Here is an 18,484-nt window from a genome sequence, read left to right as displayed (position 1 = left end):
CCGACACGCACGGCTTTCTATATAACATTACAAACATTATTTAATTTGTAACAATTTATAAAGAATTTGTTACCGTTTGTGATAATACCCACTTTCATTTGCTGCTTTATCCGATGAATAATCGTTAATGTATCTTCACTGACAGAAAAGCATTGAGGAAAGTGATGGTTCCAAAAGTCTTGAATAGCATGTTTTGGCATGCCATATTGAGGCGGAAAGTCATCAAAAAAAGAGGCTACCACATCCGTTTTATCACTTTTACCAAAGTATTTTTCATCATATTCCCTAAATTTTTGTCGCATTTCATTTTTTATCGCATGCTCGTCATCCACATAACACATTTTTACTAGCCTAAGAAATAATTTATCTACTGCTTCATCTCGATTCAGTAAGGTGTTATCTAAATCAAATAACATAGCTTTACAACCGTTCAACTAAGTCACGACCTTTCATCCAATCAGTGACGTCCTTTAATAAAAAGGTATCGATAATATCTATCGCTTTCTTAACCATATTAGATGGCAATGCATCTAAAGAAAAATAGGCTAGCTGTAAACTCTCATCGTCAAGCATTGTTAGCTGCCCCTCTATTTGTTCAGCTATAAAGACGGCGGTTACTCCATAAACCTCATCTCCGTTTGGATATAGATAATAGTCCTGTTGACCAGATAGCATGGTTATAAAACGAAGTTGGGAAGTCTGTAGCCCAGTTTCCTCTAATAATTCACGTCTAGCTGTATCCTCTAAGCTTTCGCCAGGTTCCATCGCTCCACCAGGTAACCCCCACATTCTTATATCAGAGCGTAGCTGTAGAAGAATTTGTTTCTCCTCATTAAAGACAATCACCGTCGAGCCTACTAAAATAAGGGGCATTGTCCCAACCTGTTGTCTTAGTGCTTTTACATAATCACTCATAACATTCCTCCTTTTCCCATCAACCGTTAAGTACACCTTAACATAAATATCCAGACTCATCGTATGATTGTGATAAAATAAAAGGGTGGTTTCCTAAAATCAAGGAACTTGACTATGCAATGCGATAGAAGGTTGTATAGGTCTCAAAAAAATTACAAAGAAAGTCAGTTTAAAAGGAGAAATAGAAATGACAGAAACAACTGGCTGGAAAAATAATGCGCGTAATCATCCATTCATCGCTTCATTCAGTGGGGGAAAGGATAGTGTTTTAGCTTTATATAAAGCATCACAGGTGGGGCGAGCAATTGGTCTCATTGTCATGCTGGAGGAGGAAGGGAAGCGCTCTCGATCTCACGGTATGCCACCTGAGCTTATACAGGCTCAAGCCGATTCTATTGGATTGCCAGTGTATACAGCTGCTGCTAGTTGGACGGAATATGAACATGTATTTATCGATCTTTTAAAAAATGCGAGAAATCAAGGGGCAGAGGTGTTAGTTACGGGTGATTTAGATATGCCTCAGCACGGCTGCTGGCATGATGAGGTTACGAAGAAGGTTGGATTAAAGCTTGGCATGCCATTATGGGAGATGAATCATCGGGATGCTGTTGATGAATTTATTCACTTAGGGTTTGTCACGATAGTGGTGACAGTGAATGTATCGTTAGGGATGACAGAAGAGGATTTAGGACGAATACTTACCCCTGATTATATCAAAGAGCTGGAAGAGCGTAATATTGACCCTTGCGGAGAAGGGGGAGAATTCCATACGACAGTTTTGGATGGACCTCTTTTCCGATATCCCATCAAGGTTCGTAAATGTTCTATTATTCGAGATGGGGAATATGCATTTTTACCATTAGAACTTGCTTAAACATAACCTAATCACAACGATGGATGCCTGTTTAATGGCGTATGCTACATGAGGTTACAAAAGCATCACATCCAAAACCAATCATAAAAAATGAGCACAAAGGTGATCACCTTTGTGCTTTTTGTATTTATAAGTATAAAATCCATAACAAAATGTCCAAAATAATAATTGACTAGACACTAAACGGTGTCATATAATTAGGACACCATTTAGTGTCCAATTAGAAAGGGTGGTGGTTTTGAATAATAATCATCAAGAGCGTGATGTGTATGTGGCCATTGCTGACCCTACAAGACGCCAATTGATTAATTTATTAGCAAAGGCAGATGAGTTACCGCTGCACGAATTAACAGCTCATTTTGAAATGGGACGTACTGCTGTGTCTAAGCATTTAACGATTCTGAAAGACGCAGGACTTGTGATCGCTCGAAAAGAGGGTAGAGAAACAAGATATAGGCTCAATGCCGCCCCGTTGAAAGAAATACAAGATTGGATATCGATTTACGAAGACTTTTGGAAAGCAAGAATTTCAAAATTACATTTATTATTGGGGGAAGACAAATGAAACCAGATGTAGCATTAGATTTTAAATTTACAAGTTCTATCGAGCAAGTATGGCATGCCTTAACGGATTCGGATACACTTGCAAAATGGATTTGGAACAATGATTTTAAGCCGGTTGTAGGTCATAAATTTCAATTCCGTGCTGAGCCAAACGAATGGTGGGATGGCATTGTCGATTGTGAGGTACTTGAAATTGAAGAGCCTCATAAACTATCTTACACATGGAGAAGTGCAGGAGAAACTACAACAGTAACGTGGACTTTGACACAAGCAGCTGATGGTACAACTCAGTTACATCTCGATCAGGGTGGATTTAGTGAAGAAACAAAAGCTCGTCAAGGAGCAATTGAAGGCGCTAAATACGCTTGGACTAACATGGGTAGTCAGCTCGAAAAAGTATTAGCCTAGTAATTGAATCAGCCTTTATGAAAAAGAGCGCAATTCCTTCAAATGAATTGTGTTCTTTCATTTTCCGAAGGTCGTTCTTCATAGGTAAATAAAGTATCCTTGTGAAAATAGTAAACACGGAAGGAAAACAGAATGAAGATTAATCAACTAATTGCTAATAATATTAACCGTTTACATGTCGACTTACCAGAAGACTTATCCCTTGGCATTGCAGGCTTGTCTGGGTCAGGGAAAACCACCTTTTGTCAAACAATAGGGGAAGAGTCCAAAAAGCGTCTTGTTTCTTTATTACCTAAAGCTGAATATCAATATTTATTTCCTGCGATTATGGAAACAAATTTTAGTGCTATTAAAATGGAGGATATGCCATTAGTTCTTTTTCTAGGGAAATCATCCATATCTACAAATCCACGTTCAACTATCGGTACGCATACAGGTGTATTTAAGGAAATACGTGATCGTTTAGCAGAAGAGTTTCAATTATCTCCAGAAGTTTTTTCCTTTAATAATGCGCTAGGCTGGTGTCCGACATGTAAAGGACGTGGTACTACGAAAAATGTTGAATGTAAAAAATGTCAGGGGAAGCGCTACAGTGAGGAGGTAGAACGTCATCAGCTACCATTAAGAGGTGAACTGTATAGTATTTCCGATATTCATCAATTAAGTGTGGAAACGATCTATTCCTTAGCAACGGAATTAAAGATTAGTGAAGAGAAGCAACATATTCTTCAAAATATTATTCAAATGAATATTGGTTATTTAACATTAAACCGCATTATGGGGACATTATCAGGGGGAGAATTAACAAGACTGTATTTGGCTGAGTTTATGGCAACGAGTGAGAATACAGTGATTATTGTTGATGAAATCTCTGTAGGTCTAGATCATGACACACTCCTGAAAATTTTAGAGCAAATTCAACGACTAGGCTCTAAAAATCAAATTTGGCTAATTGATCATTCGGATACAGTTTTAAATACAGCAGATAAACATCTATTCTTTGGACCAGGTAGTGGAAAATACGGAGGAAAAATCGTGGAAGAATCCCCTCGACCACAGCCCATTTACTGGGAACGAAGTCAGGTAAGACCTAAGACCTTCTATCAATTCCGTGACCTATATTGCCGCAATATCCAAATGGACGAAATAGAAATTCCACAAAATCAGCTTGTCACCTTCACAGGAGAGTCGGGCTGTGGAAAATCAACATTGGTGAATGAGTGTATCGCAAAGGATTTTGTAAAACGTTACCCAAAAGATAAATTAGTGATGGTAGGGCAAGATCGAAATCAATCGATTACAAGTCGATCCACTGTTGCGACATTTCTCGATATTAAAAAGAAGTTAACGAAATATAGTGAGGAAATCGATGATATTTTTCAACGCTCGATTGAAGATATTATCGTGGAGCTCCCAAAGGAAGATATTGCTCATAAACGGTTAAGCTTGCTCATCAAACTTGGCCTAGGCTATTTAACGCTGGAAAGAAAAACACAAACACTATCCACGGGTGAATTTCAATGTGTGCATTTAGTGTCAGAGCTGTTTGCCAATTCTCGAAATCCTCACACACTGTTTATTTTTGACGAGCCTTCCAAAGGATTATCCCAAAATATATTAAACCAATTTATTGATAGTGTGAGGGATATTCTGAAAGATGATTCGATTTCCATTGTTATGATTGAGCATAATGCCTACATGCTTGAAAGCTCTGATTATATCGTTGACTTTGGTAAAAGACAGCAGGGGCCAGTGACACATCTTGATGTAGTGGAGCATGAAGCATATTTTAAACAATCGCACCTTACGAAAAGCACCTCTGACCTACAAATCACATCTACTTTAGCATCGAAAAAGGGTATTCATTATTTACAAGACCATCCTATTAGCTATTTTAAAAATGCAGAAAATATATACAAAGGTGGCATTTTAAAAAGCCTATCATCCATGGCCCGCCTCATTTACGGTGAATATGAATCGAATAAGATAGCCCCTGTCATTGCGATTGATCTTGAGAGGCATTTATACAGCCAATATAGCTTTTTATATGAAATAGCTGGTCTTATCAATCATATTGTCGCGGCCCATCCGACCAATAAGGATACAAGAAGCTTTGATTTCTTTAGCCAAGAAAACCATTGTCCGAGCTGTTCAGGTCGATTACAAATAGAAGAATTCGATTTTGATGTAGTCATCCAAGATAAAACAGTGCCATTCTGGGACGGCTTATTGCATCCAGATGTGATGGAGGTTCTAAAATACTATCAGCATTCAAAATTGGCATTCCTTTTTGAAGAGATACAAAATGAACTGGGGCAAGATATTAGTAAAAGCTATACTGATATGACAGAAGAAGAAAAGCATACATTTTTATATGGTTATTGGGACAAGTCATTTTATGATAAAGCAACAAAATCCTCGAAAAAATGGGAAGGCTTCAATTTTATTATAGGCCGTTATATCGTCATTTCTAAATCCATTATCAAAGAGCAGATGAAGGAAACAAGAAAGATGGTCCCTTGCCCAATTTGTCATGGTTCGGTTCTTAATCACCAAAAGAAATTACGTTTTGGTGACATAGATATTCGAGAAATCATCCATCAACCGATTGATGAGGTCATCAAAATAGTAGGCAATTTACCACCACTTGAAAAAATCCAAGCGATTGTAGGCAGTGATATGTCACTCATTCAGGATGTCTCATTATTGCCAAGGGAAATGCAAGTAGCACTGAAAATGCTGGAAATAGAGCTTGCCAGCTTTGTGGGCTATGAAATTGTTCTACAAAATACATTGCCATTCTGGGATAAAATTAAAGATAATATTGCTTCCATCAGCCGTAAAAACGAGGTTACAATTTGTGATTTCGCTTCTATTTATGAAACGAGAGACACAATTATTGATCAATATTTTACAAATGGTCAATATAAAAAATTAACGTATGTTTATGAAGCTTTAGGCTACAAAAAAATTGTGACGCAAATCAATAAAGTTAAAGGGAGTCATCCATGTCCATTCTGTAAGGGGAAAAAGGTTCTGACGGAAGATGGGCTACATGACGGTGTCTATAAATTAACGGTTCCATGCGTCAGCTGTGGTGCAACCGGTATTAATGATGAGGGCCAAAAGGCAATTATCGAAGGTATTGACGTGCATACATGGCTAACGGGTACGGTCAGTGATGTTGTAAAGGAAGTAAACCAGTTGGGGGTAGTGGGGAAAATTCCTATTTTCAATCGTATTAGAGAGTTAAATAAACAAGAGATGATGGCGGTTTATCAGTACCTTGAACAGAACCGTTAAAATCCTACGTTCGAAGCCCATTTGCCAATTGCAAGTGGGTTTTTTTATGTATCACTAATTTTTCCAAAAAAGTAAACAATCAGTGGCGTCTTGGTTGTATGAACCGTACTATAAGGATAGGTAAATCGGCAGTACAAGGGAGGCCTTTGTTTGAAGAAAAAAGTATTGTTATTCGGTGACATTGGCATCGACGATACGATAGCATTGATTTATGCAAGATTACACAAAGAAATCGAAATTGTCGGGTTAATTGCCGATTATGGCAATGTATCAAGAAAGGATGCGGTAGCTAATATTTATTATGTTATGAAATTATTTGATTTTCCCGAGGGAATTCCCGTTATTTTAGGTGCAGAGATCCCACTAACCGGCGAACAGCCAACGTATTATCCAGAAATACATGGAGAACATGGACTTGGTCCGATTATCCCGAACGAAGATCATGACATAAAAATCGAAAACTTTTTGGAAATTGTTAATATTATCGAGAAACACAAGAATGATGAACTAATCATTGTCAATATTGGGCGTCTTACATCCTTAGCGACCATGTTTATTCTTTATAATCAGCTCATGCAACATGTGAAGGAAATTTATATTATGGGTGGGGCGTTTTGGGTGCCGGGCAATGTTACGACCGTAGCGGAAGCAAACTTTCACGGGGATCCATTTGCGGTTAATATTGTGCTCACCTATGCAAAAAATGTCACAATTATTCCATTGAATGCTACACAGAAGGCAATTGTTACACCAGGAATGGTTAATTATATAGACTCATTTGGAAAGACGAAAATCCTTAAACCATTGATGGAATACTATACAAAATTTTATCAAGAACGGGACCCATCACTACTAGGTAGCCCCGTCCATGATGCTTTAACGCTAATGGCAGCAATTTATCCTGAGATGTTCATCTATGAGTCATATCCTGTGATGGTTGTTGATAAATTAGATGGACCTGCTAGAGGGCAGAGCATTGCCGAAACACGACCGTTTGAAAATATAAATAGTGGTAAAAAAAGACATCGCATTGCATTTGATATCCACTATGATATATTCTTCCATCACTTTATATCTATTATGGCCGGCCATGATTGGCAATAAATTATTCAAAAACACCGTCTCTTAAGACCACAAAATCAACATTTACATTTACTTTCATATCCTTATACATTTCATGCCATTTGTCCTTTGTTAAATGGGAATATCTCACAACGCTTCTATATTTCTCACCAAAGCCAAAAATATCGGATTCCACTTTCTGACTATGAGCAATGACTCTTGCTATTTCCTTCGACAATTTTTTTTCAATGGCTTTTTCAAGGGCAATCACGCTGTCTCGGTCACCCTGATTAATATCTGGAAATACTTCTAATACCCTTGATTTGATTTTAATGTTTAAATCAAACGCAGGTGTTTTTGCATCCAGTAATTTCATCTCTCTTGTCGAGTGGATGGCGTCGAAAGCGACCGTTATTTTATCCGCAGGTTTATGGAGTAATTTAGGAGGAATATCTTCTTGCTCCAAAATGGTTTCATATAAACCTACTTTAAACGTATCTCTGACAATTTTTACATAAAAGCTATCCTTTGCAGGAAGTGTACTAACCATTTTGCCACCTTTAAAGAGAGCTACACCACTTAGCTCCACAAATTCACCATCTCTTTTGATGGTAGGCATAGCTAAATCCTGTCCAATGGAATAATAATCATGAGCAATCTGGTGAAGAGTCGCCGAAATCATATATTCCTGTTTCACATTTTGCTCGATTAATCTGAAAACATGCTGACCAATATCCTCAATATTTTGGTATTCGTATTTCAAAAATGGGGCTGCTTTACCTTCCACTACGGCCATATAAATACCGTTGCTGACGCTGGCGTTTTCTAGACTAGTATCAATATAATAACGTAAATCTTCTTTCGCCAATTCTTCACCAAACAAAATAACCCTCATTTGACCAACCATTATTTTTTTTGAAAGCTTTCTGTTCGCTTCCATTCGATTTCCTTTACTCGTGTCATTTTCTGTTGTCAAAATTTCCACTTTACTTTGGAACTCTGGATTGACTTCACGAATAACAGCTGTCGCAGCTATTTTGCTTTCTGTCCCTACATCGTAGCCAACTAATGTGGTTAATCCTACTTTATCTAAAACATTGGTTTGAGCACATCCATATAAAAAAACCAATGAGAGCAGCACAATAAAAGAGCATCTAAGCTTGTTCATTTTTGGTCACCTTCTTTGATGAAATCTTCTTTTTTAATAGGGCCAAAATCCATAGCAAAATAGGGTAAATATATATAACATAAAATGCTATATGTCCAAATACGGTGTTAATCGTATTGATTTCTGTACGGGTTTGAATGATCATTGTGAAAATGAAAACGATGAAGGAAAAAAGCCAAACAAATGTCGTGGCGCGTATTTTGACTAATCGAATGGCTCCGCGATATGCGGCCCATAAATACAGACATAAATTCGGTATAATAATGAGCATCCAAAAACAAACGGCTATAAATTCAAAACGTTCTATAAAAGGGAAGCTGATAAAGCTAAACAATGTCAATGTTGCCCAAATGGTTTTTAGTAATTTTCCCTCACTGTAATAAGCAATGGACACCATCATGACTACTAGATAAATCAATGTCGTAAACAATAATCCTAAATGAACGGGCTTGCGAATATTTTTTTTGTCTTTTACAAAGGGATAAATAACATTTAAGATTTCGAAGCCGATAATGGTAAAGGTCATGGAATGGGCGCCCTTTAAAATGGAGCGAATGTCGTTTTCTAAAATAGGAAATAAACTTTCCGCTGAGGCATACTTTATTGGAAAGGCTAGCATGGGTAGTATCCATAAGGAAAGTATGATACTGAAAAAGGATACACCGACTATTACTCGAAGCCCACCTGTAAAGGCATAAATAATAATGACTAATAACGTAGCGGACAGAAACCATGTCCCAATACTAGGGAAAATCCATGCGTGAATCACTTCAATATAATTTCGCAAAACAGAAAAAAAGGCGACAGAGCAATAAGTAACATACAACGCATTTAAAAAATTGCCCGTCCATTTTCCAAAAATATCTTGTTGGATGCCATATAAATCATGGGAGCCGTATATGTCTAATGTTTTAATCATGCAAAATGTGACTATATGGGTGGCAATGCCTGCTATCAGAACTGAAATCCATGCATCCTGCCTTGCATCTTGATAGATAATGCGTTGAAATCCCTGTATACCGACCCCAATTTGAGCGCTGTGCACGACAAAAAAGAGCAAATAAGCGTTAATCATCTCTTTTGGGTTAAGTTGTGTAGGATTGTTCATTTATTTCACCTTCAGTTCAACTTTTTTCCGGTTTTATTGGCTCAGGCTCGAATTTATTGGTGTCTTTTGGTCTTGTTAACGCAGGTCTTTTCGCTGTATAAGGAATAGGCATTCTGATAATACTATCCCGCATTTCTTTCAACCTTGGTGGATAGAAAGGAGACAAATACGGAGCACCCAAACTTGATTGACGTAAAAGATGAATAAGAATAAAACAAAAAGCTAGCATAATGCCATAAAAACCCCAAAAGCCTGCAAGGATAATGATGGGGAAACGAATCAAACGAATCACGTTGCCCATCATATAACTCGGAGAAGTGAAGGAAGCGAGAGCACTTAAAGCAATGATAATCAATAAAATATTACTCGTAATACCTGCCTGTACGGCTGCTGTACCTATTACGATACCGCCAACGATACCGATGGTTTGTCCAATTTTTGTTGGTAGTCTTGCCCCAGCTTCTCGTAGTAATTCAATAATAAACTCTAATAATAACGCTTCGAATATAGGTGGGAAAGGAACTAAGGCTCTGGACTCACTTAATGGCACTAAAAAGGCTTGTGGAATGACCTCGTAATGAAAGGTTAAAGCGGCCACGTAAAAGGGTGTTAAATAGACGGATAAAAAGAAGGCAGATAGTCGTAATAAACGAAGAAAGGTAGCAATTTGCCATCTTAAGTTTTGATCTTCCTGGCTTTGAAAAAATTCCGTAAAGGCTTGCGGGCAAATAATAGCCATCGAGCTACCATCAACTAAAACACCTATTTTTCCATCTAATAACGCATCACAAAATCTATCTGGCCTTTCCGTTAGCAGCATTTGAGGGAATACTGACAATGAATTATCATCAATCATTTCTGCCAAAACGGCACTATCAAGTAGCTCATCGACATATAAATCCGTTATTCGTTGGCGCATTGTATGGACCATTTGCACATTAGCAATGCCATTCATATATAGCAGTGAGACAGAGGTATTGGTACGCGTGCCGATTTTCAGTTTTTCATTACAAAGGTTAGGACTTACTATGTAGCGACGGATTAAAGAAATATTTGTAGTTAAGCTTTCATTAAACCCAACCTGTGTTCCAATGACCTGTGATTCATTTTCTGGTGCCGATAATGATCGGGATTCTCGCGTAGCGATATTGCCAATTAGAACTTGGGAGCAGCCGTCTATATGAATAACGACAGATCCATTGACCATCGATTCTACTGTTTCCTGTAGTAGATTGGATTTTACAATTTCGGGGATAGAAAGACTTACCTCAATGCCTTCTAGTGTTTCTTGAGGATTATTAAGCAAATTTGCAATAATGTCATTGTTCAATGTCTGATTATCGACTAAATTATCTATATAAATAAGCGTAATATTATGTGGGATGGCCTTCATTATTAAATCAGCTGGGTTATTCGTTGCATTTTGAATCGACTGAATAAAATGATCAGTTGTCGGGGCGACCCTTACAAGATTTTCTTTTGGTGGCTGTTCAACGGAGGGTAGTTGTTTTTTGTTGAAAGCTAGTTTAAATTTCATGCTTAATTGTAGGCTCCCTTCATGGTTAACTTCTTTATAGATTGAACATTTGCAGGATATTCTATACTTATACTATTCTTTTTCAGTCTAACTAACATGGTCGATACATCAGGGAATTCATCTAGACAGCATTTAGCAGAAAGTGGTAAGATTAGAGTATTCTTAAAAACAGAAGGGAAATTAGACATTTATGCTAAAACTTATTATCGCGATTTAAATTCCTATGAATTTAATAGAAGGGCTATTCTATAATGTTAGAAAATTATAGATTTATTTAGTATGGCCCTTTTGCGATAACGAAGAGAAGCATAATCTTGTCTGATTCAAATAAACAGATACTTTAGTAGCCACTAAAGTGGTGAGCATTGTTTTCTGTGTATCAACAAAGGACTTTATGAGGTTTTCTCATAGGGTCTTTTTCTGTTTTTAGGAGGTGAGGATTCCACTAATAAAGATGTATTCCTATATATAATCGGAGGGAAAAAACATGGAGAAGTACGAATTGGTGTGTGATTATCGTCATGATGATCAATTAAAGGATAGTTTTAATGATTTAGCCATAAAAACATTTGGTTTGGATTTTCGAGGCTGGTATAACAAAGGATATTGGAATGACCAATATATTCCTTATTCATTTATACATGAAGGAAAAGTGATCGCCAATGCTTCTGTTTACAAAATGTCGATTTGCATAAATGGCGAGCAATTAAAGGGAATTCAGATTGGGACGGTGATGACCGATGAACATCATCGTCATCAAGGTTTGGCAAAGCAATTGATGCTACATATCATGAAGGAGTACGAAGAAGCCTGTGATTTCATGTATCTCTTTGCCAATGAAACAGTACTCGATTTTTATCCAAAGTTTGGCTTTACGCGTATCCATGAAAGTGAATTCAGCTTAGACCTTACTACAAGACCTATACAACGAAAGCAGACTAGCGTCCAACTGCTGACCATTGATCAAAATCTAGCCCTTCTTGAAGCTTATGCGAAAAATCGTTATACCCATTCAACTGTGATTGCTGTGGAGCAAAATGAAAGCTTATTAATGTTTTATTTTACGTTAGTTTTCCCGCATGCTATTTACTATTTAGAAGAATCAGAAACAATAGTATTAATGGAGGAAGAAGAAGGGGTACTAAATATTTATGATATCATCTCTTTGCATGCTATCAATGTAGAGGATTTGCTAGCAAGTATTGTCAAGAAAACAACCAAAAAAGTAGTGTTTCATTTTACACCAGAGTTTATGATGGAAGGCATGAATGCAACCATCCTGCCAAATGATGACGACGCTTTATTCGTGCTTTCGAAAAAAACGTTTGTGCAAGGGAATTTTATGTTCCCTTTCACATCGCATTGTTAATTGCAATAGGATGGACTCTATACAAAAGCTCGTACTTTAAAAAGTGCGGGCTTTTTTTGCCACTTTTCATGTTTTGTCAAATAACTGTAACATTGCTGTTTTACGATACAACCATCAGCTTAATGGAAATGAGGTAAAACACAATGAAAAAAATCAGCATGCTATTACTTACAGTTATTTTAGCCCTATACATGGCCAAGCTATTTGGACAGGGTCATAACGACGAAGTAGCATTTATTGATGAAATCGCACCAATAGCGGTGACATTAAATCAGCAAGGTCAAGAAATATTGCCAAGCATAATTATTGCACAGGCTATATTGGAATCGAATTATGGTAAAAGTGAATTAGCTGTTAACGCAAATAACTTGTTTGGGATGAAGGGCAGGTATCATGGTAAATCCGTTAAAATGCCGACAGTTGAATATGAACATAATAAAAGCTATACAACGGAAGCAGAATTTCGAGCTTACCCCGATTGGAATAGTGCATTAAAGGACCATCGTCAGCTATTATTAGAGGGTACCAGTTGGAATGCACATCAATACGAAGAGGTTTTGGCAGCGTCAACCTATCAAGAAGCTGCCTATGCCTTGAAAAAAAGCAATTATTCGACGGATCCTTTATATCCCGAAAAATTAATGGCTATTATCGAACAATATAATCTGGAAAAATATGATCATTAGGAGTTTCATAAAATGAATATACTCATTGCAGATGATGAATTAGCTATGTTAAAGATTTTACAAAACTATTTTCAAAGAGAGGGGTTCACGGTCTTTACCGCAACAAATGGAGAGGAAGCACTTGCCATTTTTTATCAAGAAAAAATTGATTTGGCCATTTTAGATTGGATGATGCCTAAAAAAGATGGGTTGATGGTCTGTCGTGAAATGAAACAAACACAAAAGATAAAGGTCTTACTGCTAACAGCAAGAGACACTGGTGAGGATGAATTTCAAGCGTTAGCAGAGGGGGCTGACGATTATGTCAATAAACCCTTTTATCCTAAGGTACTCATTATGAGGGCGAAAAAATTACTGCAAATCGAAGCTATACAACAGCTACAGAATGTGTCCTTCGATGTGACAAGTAAACGTGTTTGGCGAGCAGGGATAGAAATAGAGTTAACGAAAACGGAATTTGAGCTGTTACGAATTTTTAGCCAAAATCGGAGACAAATCTTGACGAGAGATCAGCTCCTGGATTTAGTGTGGGGATTGGACTATATGGGAGATGCTCGAACAGTGGACACACATATACGACGATTGCGAGAAAAAATAGGGGAGAACATTATCCAAACACATAGAGGTATTGGGTATAGTACAAGCGAATGAAACAGAAAATCGGCACAAAATTAACCATTTATATTACTTTAGTAGTCATACTTACATTTTCTATATCCCTTGGTGTAAGCCAGTTTTTTCTCCCTAAATTTTATCTTTATCAGCTGAATAAAAAAGTATCAGAAGCCTTTGAGACTTATCAAGTTTTAGAGGATGTAGAGTTGGTGGAGCGTCAATTTGATGTCACGATTATAGCAGTTCCATTGGAGGATTCCCTCAATGATCTGAATGAAAATTTAAGACTTCAACTGGCGAGAAAGCATATAGCTCTAAATAAATTTTGGGTTTCCGAGGAAGTACTTCAAACTATCTCGGAAGATAAAGTTGTAGGAAAGCTCTATGATCAGGGGAAGCAAAAGTCTAGCTTTATTGTGCATTATGCGAAAGAAGAGGATCAGCTTGTGATGATTGGAGCCACTATGGCACGTTTTACAGATATAGCCTCTTTTATTAATCGTTTTAATTTAGCCTTTCTAATAGTAAGCATTTTAATCATTATTATAGTTACGGGGCTCCTATCTCGAAAAATAACCAATCCATTAAATGAATTGCAACAAGTAGCAAAGGAAATTGGGGAACTGAATTTTCAACAGACGACCATTCAAACGGGTGATGAAATCGAAGAATTAGCAAAAAGTATTAATAAAATGAGTTTAACCCTTGAATCAGCACAGCAATTATTAACCCAACGAAATCTAGATTTAAAGCAATTTATGATGGGCTTAACACATGAGTTGAAAACGCCTCTCGCCCTCATTAATGTTTACTCAAGTGGGATTGAAGATGGGTTGGATGATGGCACCTATTTAACTGTTATTCATCAGCAAGTGGATCGTATGGAGAAAATCATTACAGATATGCTTTATTATGCTCGAACAGAAGAAAATGCTATGAATGTATCACATTTTGACTTTTTCCAGCTACTACAAGAAATCATCCAAAGCTATCAGCCTTTGAAGGGGGATAAGCAGATAGTTCTTCAATCTGACGTAACTACCTTTATGCTGAATAGTGAGCAGGAAAAAGTCTATTATATTGTAGAAAATTTGGTTAGCAATGCACTAAAATACACCTCGGGCAATGAAATAATGATTACCTTTCATTCGGGTATATTGAAAGTAAGTAATCATACAACGCTTCAGGATATTTCTAAAATATGGCAACCGTTTTATGTAGGGGAAAGCTCTCGAAATAAACATTTCTCTGGAACAGGGCTTGGTCTCGCTACAGTGAAAAGTCTTGCCGAACAGTTAGACTTTGTAACGGAGTCCGCACTATCAAATGGAAAAATAACGTTTACTATAGATTTTACAAGCGAGTAATAATCATAGGTAGTGAATATATGAAAACACGGTTTAGGCATATTCCTAAACCGTGTTCAGACAGAAGACAAACATCTTGTTCAATTAATACAATGTTTGGAATTAAAACGTAGAAAATCTACAGTCTAAGGTTGAGAAATGATATTCTTAACCTTTTTCTATATTTAAAGACTTAGTTTCACAGTAATACCCTTTGCCGCCAACATAAACTTTTTCTATTTCATTCTTGCTATTGGTTGCTAATTTAACTAAAATTTCAGAAGGCGAGTGTAAAGAATAGCCTTGTTCAAATACATAGACTTCTTTTTGCAGGTGATGCTGTTCATAAAGGTAGCAAGCTAATGCACCATTAGAAGTTCCAGTTGCTGCTTCTTCATTGATGTCGTATAGGGGAGCAAAATTTCTGCATATAATACGATTGTCATTAAAAGTATATAGATGCATCCCAACAACATTATAATACTGGCTCATTTCTTTAATTTTTTCAAAATTAGGTTGCAGTGCATGTAATTGTGTTTCATTGGTTATAGGAATTAAAATATCTTTTAAGCCTGTCGAGACAATTTGAATGGGGTATTTATTGTCTATAGCTTTACTATCAAAACAGTTGATGAATTCGTTTGAAGATATAACATCATAGAATATCGGTTTGTTTTGTTCCATGAAAATGATGTCATCTTTTATCGTAATAGTAAGAACACCGCTGTTCGTTTCAATTGTATAGCAATCCCTGAAAAGTTTGTGTAAATGCATCAGTATCGTGAAAGAGCCAATTGTAGCATGACCACATAAATCAACTTCTTCTTTTGGTGTAAAATACTCAAATTTATAATCAGCCATTTCAGATTTTGATATAAATGCGGTTTCCGCATAGCCCAGCTGTTTGGCTATTTCCATTTTTTGAGTAGTGGTCAATGTATTCTCATCAAATACTACTCCTGCTTTATTTCCGCCTTGATGATCCTTGCTAAATGCACTTGCAACATAAACGGTTACGTTCATTAGACATCTTCCTTCCTCATTTATAGTGAATTGTAGCATAGAAAAAACTACGTAAAAACGTTGTTGTATAAATATACAATAAAACAAGAGGCGAACTATTTTAGTATCTGAACTCTCCAAAATAGTTTACCTACAGTCAAAAACGCGGTGCCGTCCTTCATCTACTAGGAAGAACGCGAATAGTAGCTGATTCCTTCTTTGTTTTAACCTTTAACGTCAGCCCCATGATAACGATGATAATAATTAATAAGGTGAAAAGGGCAACGTCAAATGTATTTGTCATATCTTTGATAATCCCAACAAGCATTGGTATGATACCACTAATGATATAACCACCGAATTGAATCATTGCTGTCCATTCACTTGCCTCTTTTGGTGTAGTCGTTGCATCTAAAGGTAAAATCATTGCTAATGGGAATAAACCACCAGCACCAATCCCTGTTAATGTCGCACAGAAAATAGGGGAGATTCCACCCATAATTAACATGAAAATGCCGATAAAGGAGCTTGAAGCACAAAGTAGCATCCAAGGCTTTCTCTTGGAACTATTATTTATTAAGATGGGAATGATAAAGCTGCAAACCATCTGCATGACAGAAAAAATAGTGACGGTCGTTGCAGCGTAGGCGTCACTATATCCCATATCCTGTACTTTTGGAGCGAGCCATGTCGCGAGGGAATAATAAACACCTGATTGGAAACCGAACATAATCATAAGGAGCCAAACATATCGGTTTCCCCAAGGTAACCGACTTTTTTGATTTGCAGTTTTCTCAAATGACTCTTGAGATGGCTTTGATTTTTTAATGATAGGAATCCAAACAATGATACCTATAAGAGCGAATACCGACCATATCGCTAAAGCTGCGTTCCAAGATTGATGAAATGCATGCATAGCAGGAACAACTAAACCAGCACTTAAAGAGGCTCCAATTCCCATACCCGCAGAATATACACCAATCATAGTAGAAGAATATTTAGGAAATTCCTTTTTGATATAGCCTGAAATCAGTGGACCTGTTATGGCAATCCCTATCCCACTAAGAATAGCAGTTAATAATAAAAGGAAGGGGAAAGTTGCCACTAACCGTAAAGCAGTTGATATACCGATTAATAGAACGGATCCACCAATCGTCCACTCAATACCCCATCGTTCACTTAGCTTGCCAGCCAATGGCGCAAAAATCCCCATACAAAATACGGGTAGTGCCGTTAATAAACTTACTACAACACTTGTCATCTGCAAGTCTACTTGAATATTTTTCAATACTGGCGAGATAGATGTTATCGAAGCTCGTAGATTCATGGAAAGTATAAACAAAGAAAAAACGCTCCAAATAATCGGGAAGTTTTTTGATTTCGCCATCACTGAAAACACCTCTTTTAGTTATTATTTGATATACTATAGTTAACTTTTTGTTTAAAAAATAAACTATGATTAACCGACTTGTATAATATAGTATACTATTGGTGCAAAGTCAATGGAAGGGGTGCCATCTATTGCAGGAGGAGCATATGGATTTATCTAGTCAAGTAGGTATGAACTTAAGAGAGATTCGAAAAAATAAAAGGATGAGTCTCGAAGAGCTCGCGAGTGTTAGTAATGTCAGTAAGCTAACATTAGGGAAAATTGAACGGGGGGAAACAAATCCAACTGTTAATATCCTTTGGAAAATATGTAGAGGGCTTCATATTCCATTAATTTCTTTATTATCTTTTGAAGAAAATGTAGAGGTTCATCGTTTTGGATCGGAATATCAATTTGCAGGTCACAATAACGACTGGTTTGTCGAGCCTTTATTCAAAACAAATGGAACTGAATGGTATAGAGGTCGTCTTGATCCTAATAGTGAATATAGTGAGTGTCACTTAGCAGGCTCTGAGGAAGTTGTGCTTGTGTTGAATGGGCAATTGGAGCTGAAGGTCGGAGAGAAAACCCATCTGTTAAACCAATGGGATGTCATTAAGTTCAAGGGTGAAGAACTTCACACGTATATTAATCACTCAGATGAAAAAATACATTTAATGCTGTCATTAACGTATACAACTCCGTGATTGTCCCCTAAAAATTAGGCACGGATGAATGGTAAGGGTTACAAAGTAAAATAGATTGAATCTTTTAAAGAAAGATTTGCTCTCATTCAAAACAAACATCGGTATTTTCACGTAAAAATCGTCCTTACTAAGTTCAAGTAAGGACGATTTTTCACCATTGTATTATTAAATATAGCCCCAAATCATACATAGTAATGTTCCAAAAATGGTAACGAGCGCTATGACTAACCCATAATAAATATTGGTATAGATGGCGGGTTTATCATTCGTTTCACCAGCATGCATAAAGACAACTAACTGTAAGCCTGCCTGAATAAATGCTGTGACTAAAAGTATTGTCATCGTAATAGGCATTGCTATCTGAAAAAAATAGACACACGCTGCAATGATGGTAAGGATTATCGACAAGGCAAATCCCATCACCTGTTTTAGTGGGAATAAATCACTCATT

The 18,484-nt window shown here is 36.9% G+C and carries 18 protein-coding genes; 10 read left to right on the top strand and 8 right to left on the bottom strand.

The window, feature by feature from the left end; genetic code table 11:
- Positions 1 to 17: 17 nt before the first annotated feature.
- Complete coding sequence (locus ACP3VS_RS11295; protein ID WP_012294479.1) at positions 18 to 416, bottom strand: HAD family hydrolase; 399 nt, start codon at positions 414 to 416, stop codon at positions 18 to 20.
- Positions 417 to 420: 4 nt separating this feature from the next.
- Positions 421 to 915 (bottom strand): NUDIX hydrolase, encoded by a 495-nt coding sequence (locus tag ACP3VS_RS11290; RefSeq protein ID WP_031415895.1) that lies wholly within the window; start codon positions 913 to 915, stop codon positions 421 to 423.
- A gap of 187 nt (positions 916 to 1,102) precedes the next feature.
- Here ACP3VS_RS11290 and ACP3VS_RS11285 point away from each other — a divergent pair, with 187 nt between their 5' ends.
- The 5 genes from ACP3VS_RS11285 to ACP3VS_RS11265 all read left to right on the top strand — a co-directional run bounded on the left by ACP3VS_RS11285 (position 1,103) and on the right by ACP3VS_RS11265 (position 7,168).
- Positions 1,103 to 1,789 carry a diphthine--ammonia ligase gene (locus tag ACP3VS_RS11285; RefSeq protein ID WP_197148631.1) on the top strand — a complete coding sequence of 229 codons (687 nt, stop codon included), beginning with the start codon at positions 1,103 to 1,105 and terminating at the stop codon, positions 1,787 to 1,789.
- Positions 1,790 to 2,027: 238 nt separating this feature from the next.
- Positions 2,028 to 2,354: an ArsR/SmtB family transcription factor gene (locus ACP3VS_RS11280; protein WP_031415897.1), complete on the top strand. Its 327-nt coding sequence runs from the start codon at positions 2,028 to 2,030 to the stop codon at positions 2,352 to 2,354.
- Positions 2,351 to 2,761, top strand: a complete 411-nt coding sequence (locus ACP3VS_RS11275) for an SRPBCC family protein (RefSeq protein WP_031415899.1) — start codon at positions 2,351 to 2,353, stop codon at positions 2,759 to 2,761. The genes ACP3VS_RS11280 and ACP3VS_RS11275 overlap by 4 nt, the downstream gene beginning before the upstream one ends.
- A gap of 132 nt (positions 2,762 to 2,893) precedes the next feature.
- On the top strand, positions 2,894 to 6,064 hold the full coding sequence (locus ACP3VS_RS11270) for an ATP-binding cassette domain-containing protein (protein ID WP_426388740.1): 3,171 nt from the start codon (positions 2,894 to 2,896) through the stop codon (positions 6,062 to 6,064).
- Positions 6,065 to 6,214: 150 nt separating this feature from the next.
- Entirely contained in the window at positions 6,215 to 7,168 is a 954-nt protein-coding gene (locus ACP3VS_RS11265; RefSeq protein WP_031415901.1) for a nucleoside hydrolase, read from the top strand.
- A gap of 1 nt (position 7,169) precedes the next feature.
- Here ACP3VS_RS11265 and ACP3VS_RS11260 read toward each other — a convergent pair whose 3' ends face one another.
- The 3 genes from ACP3VS_RS11260 to ACP3VS_RS11250 are packed head-to-tail and all read right to left on the bottom strand — an operon-like array spanning position 7,170 to position 10,939.
- Positions 7,170 to 8,294, bottom strand: a complete 1,125-nt coding sequence (locus ACP3VS_RS11260) for a Ger(x)C family spore germination protein (protein ID WP_426388738.1) — start codon at positions 8,292 to 8,294, stop codon at positions 7,170 to 7,172.
- Complete coding sequence (locus tag ACP3VS_RS11255; RefSeq protein ID WP_426388736.1) at positions 8,281 to 9,402, bottom strand: GerAB/ArcD/ProY family transporter; 1,122 nt, start codon at positions 9,400 to 9,402, stop codon at positions 8,281 to 8,283. Before ACP3VS_RS11255 ends, ACP3VS_RS11260 begins: the two co-directional genes overlap by 14 nt.
- 16 nt (positions 9,403 to 9,418) lie before the next feature.
- Complete coding sequence (locus tag ACP3VS_RS11250) at positions 9,419 to 10,939, bottom strand: spore germination protein (protein ID WP_036216246.1); 1,521 nt, start codon at positions 10,937 to 10,939, stop codon at positions 9,419 to 9,421.
- A gap of 487 nt (positions 10,940 to 11,426) precedes the next feature.
- Between ACP3VS_RS11250 and ACP3VS_RS11245 the strand changes: the two genes are divergently transcribed.
- The 4 genes from ACP3VS_RS11245 (at position 11,427) to ACP3VS_RS11230 (ending at position 14,976) form a co-directional block, all read left to right on the top strand.
- On the top strand, positions 11,427 to 12,308 hold the full coding sequence (locus tag ACP3VS_RS11245) for a GNAT family N-acetyltransferase (RefSeq protein ID WP_426388734.1): 882 nt from the start codon (positions 11,427 to 11,429) through the stop codon (positions 12,306 to 12,308).
- A gap of 143 nt (positions 12,309 to 12,451) precedes the next feature.
- On the top strand, positions 12,452 to 12,994 hold the full coding sequence (locus ACP3VS_RS11240) for a glycoside hydrolase family 73 protein (RefSeq protein ID WP_036216250.1): 543 nt from the start codon (positions 12,452 to 12,454) through the stop codon (positions 12,992 to 12,994).
- Between the two features lie 12 nt (positions 12,995 to 13,006).
- Entirely contained in the window at positions 13,007 to 13,645 is a 639-nt protein-coding gene (locus ACP3VS_RS11235) for a response regulator transcription factor (protein ID WP_012294492.1), read from the top strand.
- On the top strand, positions 13,642 to 14,976 hold the full coding sequence (locus ACP3VS_RS11230) for a sensor histidine kinase (protein WP_031415909.1): 1,335 nt from the start codon (positions 13,642 to 13,644) through the stop codon (positions 14,974 to 14,976). The genes ACP3VS_RS11235 and ACP3VS_RS11230 overlap by 4 nt, the downstream gene beginning before the upstream one ends.
- Before the next feature lie 147 nt (positions 14,977 to 15,123).
- Here ACP3VS_RS11230 and ACP3VS_RS11225 read toward each other — a convergent pair whose 3' ends face one another.
- Together ACP3VS_RS11225 and ACP3VS_RS11220 are read right to left on the bottom strand one after the other, a co-directional pair.
- The gene (locus ACP3VS_RS11225) at positions 15,124 to 15,978 is read right to left on the bottom strand and encodes a PhzF family phenazine biosynthesis protein (RefSeq protein WP_036216252.1); all 855 of its coding nucleotides are present in this window, start codon (positions 15,976 to 15,978) and stop codon (positions 15,124 to 15,126) included.
- Between the two features lie 157 nt (positions 15,979 to 16,135).
- Positions 16,136 to 17,344 (bottom strand): CynX/NimT family MFS transporter, encoded by a 1,209-nt coding sequence (locus tag ACP3VS_RS11220; protein ID WP_031415913.1) that lies wholly within the window; start codon positions 17,342 to 17,344, stop codon positions 16,136 to 16,138.
- 149 nt (positions 17,345 to 17,493) lie between these two features.
- On the opposite strand from ACP3VS_RS11220, the gene ACP3VS_RS11215 reads away from it, so the two are divergent.
- A complete protein-coding gene (locus ACP3VS_RS11215) occupies positions 17,494 to 18,033 on the top strand; it encodes a helix-turn-helix domain-containing protein (protein WP_031415915.1) in 540 nt (179 codons plus the stop codon).
- Between the two features lie 165 nt (positions 18,034 to 18,198).
- Here ACP3VS_RS11215 and qoxD read toward each other — a convergent pair whose 3' ends face one another.
- Positions 18,199 to 18,483, bottom strand: a complete 285-nt coding sequence (qoxD, locus tag ACP3VS_RS11210) for a cytochrome aa3 quinol oxidase subunit IV (protein ID WP_031415917.1) — start codon at positions 18,481 to 18,483, stop codon at positions 18,199 to 18,201.
- Position 18,484 lies beyond the last annotated feature (1 nt).

Source organism: Lysinibacillus sp. VIII_CA (assembly GCF_049943995.1).
GTDB classification, from domain to species: Bacteria; Bacillota; Bacilli; order Bacillales_A; family Planococcaceae; genus Lysinibacillus; species Lysinibacillus pinottii.
The sequence above is the reverse complement of the archived record's forward strand: the minus strand, read 5'-3'. Positions and strand labels throughout refer to the sequence as shown.